Genomic DNA, 15,083 nt, shown 5'->3' with positions numbered 1-15,083 from the left:
TAAATCAAGTACTGCTTTTGGTTTTGCGATTACTTTAGGAGAAAAGTAATTAAAGATAAGATGAAATTAAGCCGAAATGTTAAAAATTCGTTGATAAAATTATAATAATATAATAAATAGATTACAAAAAAAGTAATAAAATGCAAATAATCGATAAAAAATGCATTTAATCGATAAAAAATTTGGTTTGCATTATTTTTTTATTCTATTTTTGGTTGTTGATTCTTGTCGCGTTCGGTCAGTTTTTGTTAGTTTAGAGGAAAATAGCTTACAAAAAAGAGGATTTTGTCGATTATATTGAACTGATATCGATTTTTTTTGTTGCTGACTTGTGTCTTGAATCACTTTTGCAGTCAAAATAACAAAATAATTTAAATTAGTTAACCTACACAACACTATGAAAAACAAGTTACTAAAGTTAAAAGCTTTTATGGTTCTGCTGTTTGTCGTTTTTATTGTGCTTCAGTCCCAAGCACAAACCACGGCTAGAGCAACTTGGGCGTTAACGTCTAATGGTAATGCTTCTGTCTTGGGAAATGTTACAGCAACTTCTATTGCAATTGGTTCGGGTATTAACAATCCAACTTATAGTTCTTCTGTTGGGATTTCAACCGGTTCTTGGGTAAATGATTCCCCAACTTTGGTTGCCACTGAGTATTATGAGTACAAAATTACTCCAGCTTCAGGCCAAACGTTATTTGTTAATTCCTTAACAGGTGAACACAGTCGCTCTAACGGAGATTGGATTGTGGCGGCTTATTATTCTCTTGATGACTTTGCTACCAGCACTCAGATTGGAAGTAACCTTACCATCAGTAACGCTGCTTCAACTGCTTTCTCTTTTACCGGTTTGACATTACAAGTGCCATCAGGCGTTACTTTTGCGGTTCGCATTTACGCTTGGGAGTCTGATGGAAATAACAGATCTTACCGCAACAGAAATATTGTGATTTCGGGGATTACTTGTCCTGCTATGGCGGTAACAACGCAGCCTGCCGCCCAAAACTTATGTGCCGGAAATACGTTGGCGTTAACTTCTTCCTTTAGTAATGCTACCGCCTATCAATGGTACCGAAACGGTTCCCTTATTTCGGGTGCTACCGGTGCTACTTATACCAAAGCTAATTCGACTCAAGCTGATTCCGGGGCTTATCATGTGATAGCTTCCAACAACTGTGGCGAAACTTTGTCTTCTAATGCTGCCGTTGTATTGGTTAATCCGAGACCTACTGCCGTTACTGCTGCTGCTTCGGCCGCTTCAACTTGTGCCGGAGTTGGTTTCAATTTAACTTCCGGTGCTTCTTCTAATTCGAGTACGCCTGTAACTATAGTAAGCGAAAACTTCAATCGTTCGGAGAGCGCTTGGATTACTGTTAACAACAGTACCGGTGGTACTCCTGCTAATGCGGCTTGGACTTTACGTCCAAACGGTCATCAGGCTTCCACGCAAACTTTAAACAGTAATGATGCCTCACAATTTTATTTGTCTGACAGCGATGCTCAGGGCAGTGGCAGTACTGCGGCTACTATTTTACAGTCGCCTACTTTTAGTACTGTTGGTTTGAGTGCTGCCAGTTTGAGCTTCTTTCATTTTTACAGAGATTATAATACCTCCGATTTTGCTTATGTTGAGATTTCAACCAACGGCACCAATTGGAATGCTTTAAATACTTACACTACCACACAAGGAGGTCCTTCCGATTTTGTGCAAGTTACCACTGATCTATCTGACTATTTGAATCAACCTAGTGTGGCTATTCGTTTTCGTTATGCTGCTGTTTGGGGCTATTACTGGGCTATAGATAATGTAACGATAACCGGAAGTTATGCTGCTCCTGAGGTTGCTTATGCTTGGATCTCTACTCCGGCAGGGTTTACTTCGTCTGTTCAAAATCCGACAGGTGTTACCCAAACGGTTGCCCGCTCTTATACGGTAACGGTAGCTAACACTTTTGGGTGTACTGCTACTGCTACTACTACTGTGGCTTTAACAGCTGCTGCTGTGGGCGGTTCCGTTTCCGGTTCGGCTACCATTTGTTCAGGAGCCAATAGTGGTGTATTAACCCTGTCAGGTCATACCGGCACTATAGTTCGTTGGGAAAGTGCTGTAAGTCCGTTTACCACTTGGACTCCGATTGCTCATACGGCTGCTACTTATACTAGTGGGACATTAACTCAGGAAACAAAATTCAGAGCTGTATTGTCCGGATGCGGAGAGGTTGTTTCAACAGCAGCGACACTAAGTTTTAACTCGACCACTTGGAACGGATCGGCTTGGAGTAACGGTGTGCCTGCTTCAAACAAAGCTTTGGTGATAGCGGGTAATTATACTTCACCGGGTTCCAACTTTGATTTACAAGGCTGTTCCTTAACCGTTCAAAATAATGCTGTAGTTACTATAGTGCCGCAGGACAGTGTAGTACTTTCGGGTGCCTTGACTGTGAGTGCGGGTAGTACTATGACCTTTGAGCCTAAAGCTTATTTGTTGCAAAGTGGGCCTACAAATTTTAATAGTGGTGCCATAGTTTATAAGGCTAATTCATCGCCAATCAAACGTTTGGATTACACTTTGTGGTCGGCACCGGTGACCGGACAGCTGTTACAAGCCTTTTCGCCATTAACCGTTTCCAATCGTTTTTACAATTACGATTCTAATACCAATTTTTATACGGTAGTGGCTAGTCCGGCTACTACTGCATTTGAAACCGCTAAAGGGGTGTTGATTCGCGTGTCTAATACTCATTCGGCTACGCAACCGCAAGCTTGGGAGGGTACTTTTACGGGGGTGCCTAATAATGGTACCTATAGCATTCCGTTGGCTAACTTTGGTCAGGGCAAGCGTTTTACCTTAGTAGGTAATCCTTATCCGTCGCCAATTGATCCTGAAGCTTTTATTACCCATCCTAATAATGCGGCTTCCATTACCGGTACTTTATACATGTGGCGTAAAACCAACGGTTCCAACAAGCCCTCTTATTGTACTTTTAACCTAGGAGGATTTATTAGTAACGGTGAGCAACGTGCTAATGAGGTAGCCAGTTTGCCTTACCAAGTAATTCAAGTCGGTCAAGGGTTTTTTGTAGAAGGTACGGGTGCCGGTTCGGGGAATGTGATTTTTGATAATAGTATGCGTGTTGACGATCATACCAACAGTTTCTTGAGAACAGGTAACACGACCAACATTGGTACTGTAGAGCGCCATCGAGTTTGGTTGAATGTAACCAACGAAGCCGGATTGTTTTCGCAAGCGATGATTGGTTATATGACCAACGCTACCAATGGATTTGATGTTAACTACGACGGAAAATATATTAATGATGGTGAAGTTGCTTTGGCGTCTTTATTGGATTCAGAGCCTTACGCTATTCAGAGTAAAGGGTTGCCATTTGCGGCTTCTGATGTTATCCCGATGCAGTTTACTGCTACTACAGCCGGTACTTACAGTATAGCTGTGGATAGAGTAGATGGTTTGTTCGCTTCAGGACAAGCGGTATATTTAAGAGATACTGTAACCGGTACGGTTCATAATTTATCCGATGGTACTTACTCGTTTGCTACTGAATCGGGTACTTTTAACGCTCGTTTTGAAGTAGTATTCCAAGCGTCAACTTTAGGGGTTACAGATCCGGTGTTGAGTGAGAACCAAGTGGTTATCTACAAAACGCCATCTAACCAGATTTCCATTAATACCGGAAACTTTGTAATGGACCATGTAATGATTTACGATTTGGCAGGTCGCTTGTTGTTCCAACAAAAAGACATTAACAATAGTCAAGCTTTAATTAAGGTTGGTTTTGCTACCGAAGTATTGTTGGTGAAGATTAAAACACAAGACGGTAAATCGGTAACTAAAAAAGTATTGTTTCCAAGAACAACGCTCAGAAAAGACCTCAAAATCTCCACAATTCAAGTGGCTGAAGACGAATAATCAATTATGGAATTAAAAAAAAGACCGCTCATTTGAGCGGTCTTTTTTTTAAATTAAAATACAATTTATTTTTTGTTTTTTGGTTTAAATCTATTCTAAAAGTTAAAAAAACCTTCTGTGATAAAGAAGGTTTTTTATGTTTCTTGAATTAGTTTTTCAACAATCCAACTATCCTTTTATTTGTTTATTGTTCTTTTTTAGTGAGTAGAAAGCCAAAACCAAACCAAATACTATAACAAATATTAGGTAAGTGTTTATAGGTGTTGCCGGTTCATCTCCGCCGCCTAAATCTCCGCCACCGGTATTGTCTCCGGGTCCGGCAAATGCAGTAAAATCAGTAAACACTAAAAAAGCAATTAGTAATGTTTTAGAAAAGTCTTTCATAGTCATGAATTTTGGTGCGTAAATATACTAATCATTTTTTAAATTGAAAAGAATACCTTATAAATTAGAGGTTGTTAGTCAAATTCTGAGGTAAAGAATAATTTTACATTCGGGAATTTGCTTTGGGTCATTTGAATGGTGAACTCTGAATCGGCTAAAAATACCAGTTGCCCATATTTGTCATGTGCCAGGAATTTTTGTTTGATGCGTTTGAATTCTTTAAACTCTTCGCTTTTCGGATCATTAGGTTTTACCCAGCAAGCTTTGTGTACGGGGAAGTTTTCGTAGCTGCATTTGGCGCCGTATTCGTGCTCGAGGCGGTATTGGATTACTTCGTATTGCAATGCGCCAACGGTACCAATGACTTTTCGGTTGTTCATTTCTAAGGTGAAGAGCTGCGCTACACCTTCGTCCATTAATTGATCGACACCTTTGTCCAGTTGTTTGGCTTTAAGCGGATCGGCATTGTTGATGTAGCGGAAGTGTTCCGGCGAAAAACTCGGGATGCCTTTAAAACTCATCAATTCGCCTTCGGTTAGCGTGTCGCCGATTTTAAAGTTTCCGGTGTCGTGTAATCCTACAATATCACCCGGGTAAGAAATATCAACAATTTCTTTTTTCTCGGCGAAGAAGGCATTCGGACTTGAAAATTTTAAGGTTTTGTTCAAACGTACGTGCGTGTAAGGTTTGTTTCTTTCAAAAGTGCCTGATACAATTTTTACGAAGGCCAAACGGTCACGGTGTTTCGGATCCATGTTGGCATGTATTTTAAAGACAAAGCCAGTCATTTTTTCTTCTTCCGGATGTACCAATCGGGTTTCGGATTCTTTGGGTCTTGGTGACGGTGCGATTTCCACGAAACAATCTAATAACTCTCTTACCCCGAAATTGTTCAAGGCAGAGCCGAAAAATACCGGTTGTAAATCACCGTTCAAATAGGCCTCACGATCGAAAGTCGGATATACTTCTCCGATTAATTCTAATTCTTCTCGCAACTTCACGGCCGGTTTTTCTCCGATGATTTTCTCCAATTCCGGATTGTTGATGTCGGAAAACGCAATGGTATCTTCGATGTTTTTGCGGCTGTCGCCACTAAAAAGATTGATGTTTTGTTCCCAAATATTGTAAATACCCTGAAAGTCATAACCCATGCCAATAGGGAAACTCAATGGGGTTACACTCAGTTTGAGTTTTTGTTCCACTTCATCCATTAAGTCGAAGGCATCTTTTCCTTCTCGGTCTAATTTGTTAATGAAAACAATCATCGGAATGTTTCTCATTCGGCAAACTTCCACCAATTTTTCGGTTTGTTCCTCGACTCCTTTGGCTACGTCGATCACTACAATAACACTGTCTACGGCAGTTAAGGTTCTGAAAGTGTCTTCGGCAAAATCTTTGTGCCCGGGTGTATCGAGGATATTGATTTTTTTATCCTGATAGTTAAAAGCTAAAACTGAAGTAGCCACTGAGATTCCTCTTTGGCGCTCAATTTCCATAAAATCGGAAGTGGCTCCCTTTTTGATTTTATTGTTTTTTACCGCTCCGGCTTCCTGAATGGCACCTCCAAAAAGCAACAATTTTTCCGTTAGGGTGGTTTTACCGGCATCGGGGTGCGAAATAATACCGAATGTTCTGCGACGTTGTATTTCTTTTAAAAAACTCATGGATTTTTTTGATAAATGGTTTGCAAAAGTACTATTATTTACTCAAAATTCCAGCAGTTGCAATTTTGCAGATTAATTAGGGTTAAAAAGGTTCTAAAATTCTGTTAATAAAATTTTGTTAATAGTCAGCGCTATACTTGTATAATGTGTTTGAATTGTTACTTTTGTTGATTGTAACCTTGATAAACCCGAGTGTTTTTTTGAGGGAACCTTAACTATAAATTTAATTCTGATTAAAAAAAGAAATCAAAAGCAATATGAGTATAAAATCGTTTTTTTTGGGATTGTCTTTTTTAGCGGCTACAGCCGGTTTCGGGCAAACCAATACCAAAGAAGTTTTGTTTACCATTAATGATAAGTCTTATTATACCGATGAATTTTCAAGGGTTTACAAGAAAAACTTAGATTTGGTGAAAGACGAATCTCAAAAAGATTTGAATCAATATTTGGAGTTGTTTATTGGTTACAAGTTGAAAGTTAATAAAGCCTACAAATTAGGCTTGCAGAACAGTGCCAAGTACCAATCGGAATTGAAGTCCTATCGCAGTCAATTGGCCAAAAACTATTTTAACGATACTAAAATTACGGAAGCTTTGATAGAGGAAGCTTATCAGCGTTTGCAAAAAGAGGTAAGAGCCTCCCATATTTTAATTTTAGCAGATGAGAATGCCTCTCCTGAAGACACCTTAAAAGCCTATAAAAAAATTGAAGATATTGCCAAAAGAGCTCAGGCCGGCGAAGATTTTGCGGCCTTAGCGGTGCAGTATTCCGAAGATCCTTCGGCTAAGGAAAACAAAGGCGATTTGGGCTATTTTACTGCTTTCAGAATGGTTTATGGATTTGAAAATGCGGCTTATAATACTGCAAAGGGCAAGGTTTCTAAAATTACCAGAACCCGATTTGGTTATCATATAGTGAAAGTGGAAGATATTAGACCGAATCGAGGCGAAGTGACCGTGGCACACATCATGATTTTAAAAGCCAAGCCTGAAGATGCCGATCAGGGAAAACCGGAGCAAACCATTAATGAAATTTATCAAAAAATCCAACAAGGGGAAAAATTTGAAGATTTAGCCAAACAATTTTCCGAGGACAAATCTACGTCGCCTAAAGGCGGTGTTTTGAATAAATTCGGTTCCGGACAATTGAGTTCGGAAGCCTTTGAAGAAGTGGCTTTTTCTTTAGTAAACCCTAATGATCTTTCTAAGCCTTTTCAAACCGAGTTTGGTTGGCATATTGTGAAGTTGATAGCGAAGCATCCGGTGCGGACCTTGTCTGAAATGAAATCGGAATTGGAAAATAAAATCGGCAAAGACGATCGCTCCAAAAAGATTACGGCTTCCCTGAACGAAAAACTCAGGAAGCAATACACTTACAAGAGAGATTCAAAAGTGTTTGCACAGGTTTCCAAATGGATCACGGCTGACTTTTACGAAAGCAAGTGGGCACAACCTGAAGCTGCTAAAGATTATGCCGGTGTGTTACTTACTATCAACACTAAAAAAATTGACGGGAAAAAATTCTTAGAGTTTGTTGACAAACAGCAAAAATCAGGATTGAAAGTGAAGCCGCTTTCGGTACTTATGGAAACGCTGTATGACAGATTTTTAGACGAACAATTAACGGCTTATTACGATGAAAATTTGGAGACTGAGTTTCCGGAGTTTGCTTATGTGATGGAAGAATACCGCGATGGTTTGTTGTTGTTTGATTTGATGGAAAAAGAAATTTGGGAGCGTGCCAAAACAGATACGGTAGGCTTGCAAACTTTTTACAATTCGACTAAATTCAACCATATGTGGAAAAAAAGGGTAGAAGCTACCATTTTGTCTTCCACTAAAATGGAGACCATTAAAAAAGCCTTGTCTCTGTTGAAAAAGAATAAAGATGTACAAACCATCAAAGATCAGTTGAATGTTGGGAATGTGGTGAACGTTATGGCCAATACCGGAAAATTTGAAGAAGGCAATAGTGCTTTGCCTAAAGCTACTCAATTTGAAGTGGGTATTTCCGATATTTTCAAAGAAGGGGAATATTATTTTGTGGTAAAAGTTGACAAAGTAATGCCTGAGGAGGTAAAGACTTTAGAAGAATGCAGAGGAAAAGTAGTTAATGAATACCAACAGTATTTAGAGCAAAGATGGGTTGATGATTTGAAACAAGAATTTAACGTAAAAGTCAATCAAGACGTTTTTGAAAGTGTAAAAAAACAGTTGCATCCTTAAATGATTAGAAGTAGTTTTTTTTTGCTGATGTTTTTATTGGGTTCTTGTAATTATTTCAAGCCCGAAAAAAAACCGGAGTCGATAGCCAGAGTCGGGAAAAACTATTTGTACAAAAGCGATATAGCTACGTTAGTTCCGGCAGGAACTTCCAAGGCAGACAGCATACTGTTAGTCCGGGATTTTATCAATCGATGGGCGAGTCAAAAACTGCTTATTGAAGCGGCTGAGCGCAATTTGAGCGATAAAAAGAAAAGCGAGTACAACGCTTTGATCAAACAATACAAAATTGATTTGTACACTAAGGCTTATATTGAAGAGGTGGTGAGAAACACCGTTGATACTTTAGTAACGGAGGAGGAATTAAAACAGTATTACGAGGAGAATAAAGATAATTTTAAAACCAATACTACTTTAGTACGTTTGCGTTTTATCAATTTGACCAAAGACAATCCGCGTTTTGCTACTATCAGAAACAAGTTCTTTAATTACAGTAAGAAAGACCAAAAGTTCTGGGATACTTATGGCTTGCAATTTAAAAGTTTTGCTATGAATGATTCGGTTTGGGTTGATATGAGTCAGGTATATTACAAATTACCGGTCATAAACCCGGACAACAGAGATGAGATTATTCGTCCCGGAAAAAGAGCCGAAATACAATCGAACGACGATGTGTATTTGATTAAAATAACCAATGTGATTGATAAAAATCAAATTTCGCCATTTGAATATATCAAGCCAACCCTGAAGGAAGTAATCCTTAACAAAAGAAAATTAGAATTAATAAAGCAGTTTGAAAAAGAAATCACCGATGATGCCATTAAAAACAATGATTATGAAATTTATAAATAACCAACTAACCTTAGCTGTAGTAGCATTGCTCTGTTCCGTTGGTTCGCTGAATGCTCAAGAAATTATAAAAGACAGTGTAAAAGCCAAACCTCAAGTTAATACTTCGAAGAAGTTAAAAGTGGATGGTATCATCGCTACAGTAGGTGATTATTTGGTATTGGATTCGGATGTGGATAAAGCCTACCTGGAATTGGCCAGTCAAGGTCAGTCTGTTAAAGATATCAGCCGTTGTCAAATGTTAGGGAGTTTGTTGGAAGACAAATTGTATGCTCACCAAGCTATTCAAGACAGTATAGTGGTTAAGGATGAAGAAGTGAGAGAGAAAATGGCTGAACAAATTGCCTACATGGTGGAGCAATTGGGCACGATGGATAAGGTAATTCAGTATTTCAAAAAAGACAGTGAGGAAGATTTCAGAACTGATTTGTTTGACATCATTAAAAGCAACAAATTGTCGGGTGAAATGCGAAGAAAAATTGTGGAGGCTGTAGAAATTACGCCGGAAGAAACCCGTACGTTTTTTAAATCGATTCCACAAGATGAATTGCCGGTTTTCGGTGCCGAAATGGAAGTGGCTCAAATTGTAGTTATCCCAAAGGTTACCGAGGAAGAGAAACAAAGGGTTATACGCCGACTTAAAGAAATCAAAGAGGAAGTACTGGCCGGAGCGAGTTTTAAAACCCGTGCGGTTATTTATTCCGATGACCGTGGTTCGGCTGCTAACGGCGGATTTTACAAGATAAACCGCAAGACGCAATTCGTAAAAGAGTTTAAAGATGTGGCCTTTAGTTTGGGCGAAGGCGAAATTTCGGAACCATTCGAAACCGAATACGGTTACCATATCATTATGGTGGAGCGCATTAAAGGACAAGAAGTAGAATTGCGTCATATTTTGATGATGCCTAAAGTATCTGACCAAGCCTTGAGAGATGCTCGTGATAAAATTATAACTATTAAATCGCGTATTGAAAAAGGAGAACTTAGTTTTGCAGAAGCGGCCAGAACGTTATCTGACGAGAAAGAAACCAGAGCCAACGGCGGAACGTTAATCAATCCGAAAACACAAGACACGCGTTTCGAATTGACTAAAATGGATCCGACTTTATACAGCGAAGTGTCTAACTTGAAAGACGGTGCGGTTACAGCTCCTATTTTAGATGATGATCCGAGAACCGGAAAAAAATACAAAATCATTACCGTAACCAATCGTATTAATGAGCATACGGCAGACTACGCAAAAGATTATACCAAAATTAAAGAGTTAGCGCTTAAAGAAAAACAAATCAAAGCGATCGCTAAATGGACGGAAGAAAAAATCAAGGAAACCTACATTAAAATCAACGGCGAATACAGAGATTGTTTGTTTATCAACAATTGGCTTAAAAAATAGTTTGCCGTTTATTACCATATCTTGGACTTCTAAAATTTAATACCAACCTCATAAATCCAAAGTCAAATGTCTGATGTAGCTGCCATTCAAAATTTAGTTCAAAAAAGAATCGAACTTAAGAAAGAGATTGCCAAAATCATTGTCGGCCAGGAAGCCGTAGTGGACCAGATTTTACTGAGTATCTTCTCGGGCGGACACGCGCTTTTGGTGGGTGTTCCCGGTTTGGCTAAGACTTTAATGGTTAATACCTTGGCTCAGGCCTTGGGCTTAGATTTCAAGCGCATACAGTTTACCCCGGATTTGATGCCTTCGGATATTTTAGGGAGTGAAATTTTAGATGAAAACCGTCAATTCAAGTTTATCAAAGGACCGATTTTTTCCAATATCATTTTGGCTGACGAGATAAACAGAACGCCGCCTAAAACCCAAGCGGCTTTGCTCGAAGCGATGCAGGAGCGTTCGGTTACCATAGCCGGTCAGAACTACAAATTGTCGTTGCCGTACTTTGTTTTGGCTACCCAAAACCCTATTGAGCAGGAGGGAACTTATCCGTTACCGGAAGCGCAATTGGACCGTTTTATGTTTGCCATTAAATTGGAATATCCTACATACGAAGAAGAAGTGCAAGTGGTAAAAAGTACTACCAGTGACGAAAAACCAACCATCAATGCTTTGTTTACCGCTCAGGAAATCATCGATTTCCAACATTTAATTCGTCGCGTTCCCGTAGCCGATAATGTGATTGAATACGCCGTGACGTTGGTAGGTAAAACCCGTCCGAAAAGTCCTTTGGCTTCCGATTATGTGAACAACTATTTGGATTGGGGTGCAGGACCTCGTGCTTCTCAAAACCTTATTTTGGCAGCCAAAGCCCATGCCGCCTTTAATGGTAAATTTTCGCCGGATATTGAAGATGTCAAAGCCGTAGCCACCGGCATTTTGCGCCACAGAATTATCAAAAACTACAAAGCTGACGCTGAAGGCATTTCAGAAGAGCAAATCATTAGCCAATTATTGTAAACCGACTTTATTATTTTATTACATTTAAAGAATGAATAAAATAATAAGTTCGAACACTATTGCCCACAGGATTTTTGGTCTCGACTTGATGCGAGCCACAGCTATTTTGATGGTGGTGGTTGGTCATTGCCTTTGGATAGTGCCTAAAGGTGAAGGCTTGTTGTTTCAATTGTTGGAGTTGTTCGGTTTTTTAGGAGTAGAGGTTTTTTTTGTGTTGAGTGGTTTTCTGATAGGTAAGATTTTATACCAATTGTACCTGACATCCGATTTTAATTTGGCCACTGTTTTCTTTTTTCTAAAGCGAAGATGGTACCGAACGTTACCCAATTATTTCTTGGTTTTAGTCCTTAATTTGATTCTTGCTTCTGTGATAGGCTATGCTGCTTTGTCGTGGTGGCAATACTTTTTCTTTTTGCAGAATTTCAACACTACCATGTTGCCTTTTTTTCCGGAATCCTGGAGTCTTTCGGTTGAGGAGTTCGCGTATATAGTGTTGCCTTTTTTTTTACTGGTTTTGGGTAGGCTCGTTGCTGTTAAAAACCGTTCTCGCTTTTTTTTAGGAGCGGTTTTGACGCTGATTTTGGTCTTCATCGGCACTAAGCTGTATTACCATGCTACTACTCAAAACACCACTTTAGCCCAGTGGAACTTATCCCTTAAAGCCGTGGTGATTTACCGTTTGGACAGCATTTTTATTGGCGTTTTGTGCAGTTGGATTTATTTTAATTTTATGACGCTGTGGCGCAAGTACAAGATGATGTTTGTGGTTGTTGGTGTGTTGCTTTTCTTTTTTCAGTTTTTTGTCCTCGGTTCATTGGGTTGGGTAATAGAAGCGAAGCCGTTGTGGTGGCATGTTTTTTACTTGCCTTTGTTATCGGTTGCGGTGGCCTGTTTTTTACCGTATTTATCCGAATGGAAAGGCAGTAACTTGTTTTGGGAAAAGCCGATAGTGTTTCTCAGTAAAGTTTCTTATTCGATGTATTTATTGCATTACAGTGTGATTTTATTGTTGATGAAGCAATATCTTTCTTATGACGTTCAAGATGTTTTTGAGGTGAGTCTTTTTGTCATCGGCTATTTTACAATCACCTTAGTTTTGAGTTACTTACTTTACCGTTTTTACGAGTTACCGATGATGAATTTGAGGGATAAAAATTAATAATTGCTATTTTTTGACTTTTAAAATACGTTATTGTCAAAAAAGAAGTGTCAAAAATTACTTTTCCTTAAAACAGCGGTTTGGCTCAACATATTTCAGCAAAAACTTTCCAGAAGTACAACGTTTTCGTAAATTTGCGAGGCAAACAAATTAACCCGTTTTATTATGGCTTTTGATATTGAAATGATTGAAAAAGTGTATGCCAACATGGCTGCTCGTGTAGACAAAGCACGCGAGTTGGTTGGGCGTCCGCTTACGTTATCTGAAAAGATTTTATATTCGCATTTATGGGAAGGGATGCCTTCTCAATCTTTTACCCGAGGCAAAGATTACGTTGACTTTGCTCCGGACAGAGTGGCTTGTCAAGATGCTACGGCTCAAATGGCTTTGTTGCAATTTATGCACGCCGGAAAAAGCAAAGTAGCGGTTCCTACTACGGTTCACTGTGACCACTTGATCCAAGCCAAAGTAGGAGCAAAGACTGATTTGGCCGTAGCCAATACGCAGTCTAAAGAAGTATTCGACTTTTTGTCTTCGGTGTCTAACAAATACGGAATCGGGTTTTGGAAACCGGGTTCAGGAATTATACACCAAATCGTTTTAGAAAATTATGCGTTCCCGGGCGGAATGATGATAGGTACCGATTCGCATACGGTTAACGCCGGTGGTTTAGGTATGTTAGCCATTGGTGTTGGTGGTGCCGATGCTGTAGACGTAATGTCGGGCATGTCATGGGAGTTGAAATTCCCTAAATTAATTGGGGTAAAATTGACAGGAAAATTAAACGGTTGGACTGCGCCTAAGGACGTTATCTTAAAAGTGGCCGATATCCTTACCGTAAAAGGAGGAACCGGTGCTATTGTTGAATATTTTGGAGAAGGTGCTACGTCTATGTCGTGTACCGGAAAAGGAACCATTTGTAATATGGGTGCTGAAATTGGGGCGACTACTTCCACTTTCGGTTACGACGATTCTATGAGAAGATACTTGGCTGCTACCGGTCGTCAAGACGTGGTAAATGCCGCTGATAAAGTAGCTTCTTACTTAACGGCCGATGCCGAAGTGTATGCTAATCCTGCCGATTACTTCGACCAATTGATCGAAATCAATTTATCTGAATTAGAGCCGCATATCAACGGACCTTTCACTCCGGACAGAGGAACGCCTGTGTCTAAAATGAAAGAAGAAGCTACTGCTAACGGATGGCCGTTAAAAGTAGAGTGGGGATTGATTGGTTCTTGTACCAACTCTTCTTACGAAGATATGGCGCGCGCTGCTTCTATTGTTGAGCAAGCTGTAGCGCACGGCATTACGCCTAAAGCCGAATTCGGAATCAATCCGGGTTCTGAGCAAATTCGTTATACTATTGAAAGAGACGGCATCATTGCTACTTTCGAAAAAATGGGGACTAAAGTATTTACCAATGCTTGCGGACCTTGTATCGGACAGTGGGACAGAGCCGGAGCGGATAAAGGTGAAAAGAATACCATTGTTCACTCGTTCAACCGTAACTTCTCTAAACGTGCTGACGGTAACCCGAATACACATGCGTTTGTAACTTCGCCTGAAATGGTAGCTGCTTTGGCTATCTCCGGAGATTTGTCTTTCAATCCAATCACTGACACTTTGTTAAACGACAAAGGTGAATCGGTAAAATTAAATCCGCCAACGGGTGATGAATTACCGAAAAGAGGTTTTGATGTAGAAGATGCCGGTTTCCAAGCACCAGCTGCTGATGGTTCATCAGTAGAAGTTGTGGTTTCTCCAACGTCTGATCGTTTGCAATTGTTAGCGCCGTTTGACGCTTGGGACGGAAATAATATTTCAGGCGCTAAATTGTTAATCAAAGCGTTTGGTAAATGTACTACTGACCACATTTCGATGGCCGGGCCTTGGTTGCGTTTCCGCGGACACTTGGACAACATTTCCAACAATATGTTGATTGGGGCTATTAATGCTTTCAATCAAGAAGCCAATAAAGTGAAAAACCAATTGACCGGTGCTTACGATGCTGTTCCTGCGGTACAAAGAGCTTACAAAGCTGCCGGGGTGCCTTCTATAGTAGTAGGAGATCACAATTACGGAGAAGGTTCTTCTCGTGAGCATGCTGCGATGGAACCACGTTTCTTGGGTGTAAAAGCGGTATTGGTAAAATCATTTGCTCGTATCCACGAAACCAACTTGAAAAAACAAGGGATGTTAGCCTTGACTTTTGCTAATGAAGCAGACTACGACAAAATTCAGGAAGACGATACTATCAATTTCTTAGATTTAACCGAATTTGCTCCGGGCAAACCGTTAACGTTAGAGTTTGTTCATGCGGATGGTTCTAAAGACATCATCTTGGCCAACCACACGTACAACGAAAGTCAGATTGGCTGGTTTGTAGCCGGTTCAGCTTTGAACTTGATTGCTGCCGGAAAAGCCTAAGCTATTATTTGGAACTGAATATAAAAAAAGCTCA

General features: G+C 39.8%; 9 protein-coding genes. 7 read left to right on the top strand and 2 right to left on the bottom strand.

Annotation, left to right across the window (positions count from 1 at the left end):
- The first annotated feature begins 397 nt into the window (after positions 1-397).
- A complete protein-coding gene (locus Q0M21_RS07795) occupies positions 398-3,928 on the top strand; it encodes a T9SS sorting signal type C domain-containing protein (RefSeq protein WP_295336661.1) in 3,531 nt (1,176 codons plus the stop codon).
- A 168-nt stretch (positions 3,929-4,096) separates the two neighbouring features.
- Here Q0M21_RS07795 and Q0M21_RS07790 read toward each other — a convergent pair whose 3' ends face one another.
- Together Q0M21_RS07790 and Q0M21_RS07785 are read right to left on the bottom strand one after the other, a co-directional pair.
- Positions 4,097-4,312: a hypothetical protein gene (locus Q0M21_RS07790; protein ID WP_295336660.1), complete on the bottom strand. Its 216-nt coding sequence runs from the start codon at positions 4,310-4,312 to the stop codon at positions 4,097-4,099.
- A gap of 74 nt (positions 4,313-4,386) precedes the next feature.
- The gene (locus tag Q0M21_RS07785; protein ID WP_295336657.1) at positions 4,387-5,976 is read right to left on the bottom strand and encodes a peptide chain release factor 3; all 1,590 of its coding nucleotides are present in this window, start codon (positions 5,974-5,976) and stop codon (positions 4,387-4,389) included.
- Positions 5,977-6,233: 257 nt separating this feature from the next.
- On the opposite strand from Q0M21_RS07785, the gene Q0M21_RS07780 reads away from it, so the two are divergent.
- The 6 genes from Q0M21_RS07780 (at position 6,234) to Q0M21_RS07755 (ending at position 15,049) form a co-directional block, all read left to right on the top strand.
- The gene (locus tag Q0M21_RS07780) at positions 6,234-8,201 is read left to right on the top strand and encodes a peptidylprolyl isomerase (protein WP_295336654.1); all 1,968 of its coding nucleotides are present in this window, start codon (positions 6,234-6,236) and stop codon (positions 8,199-8,201) included.
- On the top strand, positions 8,202-9,050 hold the full coding sequence (locus Q0M21_RS07775) for a peptidylprolyl isomerase (protein WP_295336651.1): 849 nt from the start codon (positions 8,202-8,204) through the stop codon (positions 9,048-9,050).
- Positions 9,013-10,440 (top strand): peptidylprolyl isomerase, encoded by a 1,428-nt coding sequence (locus tag Q0M21_RS07770; RefSeq protein ID WP_295336772.1) that lies wholly within the window; start codon positions 9,013-9,015, stop codon positions 10,438-10,440. Before Q0M21_RS07775 ends, Q0M21_RS07770 begins: the two co-directional genes overlap by 38 nt.
- Positions 10,441-10,506: 66 nt before the next feature.
- The gene (locus tag Q0M21_RS07765; RefSeq protein ID WP_295336649.1) at positions 10,507-11,460 is read left to right on the top strand and encodes a MoxR family ATPase; all 954 of its coding nucleotides are present in this window, start codon (positions 10,507-10,509) and stop codon (positions 11,458-11,460) included.
- A 31-nt stretch (positions 11,461-11,491) separates the two neighbouring features.
- Positions 11,492-12,619 carry an acyltransferase gene (locus Q0M21_RS07760; protein ID WP_295336647.1) on the top strand — a complete coding sequence of 376 codons (1,128 nt, stop codon included), beginning with the start codon at positions 11,492-11,494 and terminating at the stop codon, positions 12,617-12,619.
- 165 nt (positions 12,620-12,784) lie between these two features.
- Positions 12,785-15,049 carry an aconitate hydratase gene (locus Q0M21_RS07755; protein ID WP_295336644.1) on the top strand — a complete coding sequence of 755 codons (2,265 nt, stop codon included), beginning with the start codon at positions 12,785-12,787 and terminating at the stop codon, positions 15,047-15,049.
- Positions 15,050-15,083 lie beyond the last annotated feature (34 nt).

The organism is Flavobacterium sp., assembly GCF_024710485.1.
GTDB lineage: Bacteria > Bacteroidota > Bacteroidia > Flavobacteriales > Flavobacteriaceae > Flavobacterium.
This window is presented reverse-complemented; position numbering and strand designations above follow the sequence as displayed.

What these genes read in the sequence shown, in the direction of transcription:
- Q0M21_RS07795 (WP_295336661.1), top strand. Translation starts at nt 398, where the DNA reads ATGAAAAACAAGTTACTAAAGTTAAAAGCTTTTATGGTTCTGCTGTTT.
- Q0M21_RS07790 (WP_295336660.1), bottom strand. Translation starts at nt 4,312, where the DNA reads ATGAAAGACTTTTCTAAAACATTACTAATTGCTTTTTTAGTGTTTACT.
- Q0M21_RS07785 (WP_295336657.1), bottom strand. Translation starts at nt 5,976, where the DNA reads ATGAGTTTTTTAAAAGAAATACAACGTCGCAGAACATTCGGTATTATT.
- Q0M21_RS07780 (WP_295336654.1), top strand. Translation starts at nt 6,234, where the DNA reads ATGAGTATAAAATCGTTTTTTTTGGGATTGTCTTTTTTAGCGGCTACA.
- Q0M21_RS07775 (WP_295336651.1), top strand. Translation starts at nt 8,202, where the DNA reads ATGATTAGAAGTAGTTTTTTTTTGCTGATGTTTTTATTGGGTTCTTGT.
- Q0M21_RS07770 (WP_295336772.1), top strand. Translation starts at nt 9,013, where the DNA reads ATGCCATTAAAAACAATGATTATGAAATTTATAAATAACCAACTAACC.
- Q0M21_RS07765 (WP_295336649.1), top strand. Translation starts at nt 10,507, where the DNA reads ATGTCTGATGTAGCTGCCATTCAAAATTTAGTTCAAAAAAGAATCGAA.
- Q0M21_RS07760 (WP_295336647.1), top strand. Translation starts at nt 11,492, where the DNA reads ATGAATAAAATAATAAGTTCGAACACTATTGCCCACAGGATTTTTGGT.
- Q0M21_RS07755 (WP_295336644.1), top strand. Translation starts at nt 12,785, where the DNA reads ATGGCTTTTGATATTGAAATGATTGAAAAAGTGTATGCCAACATGGCT.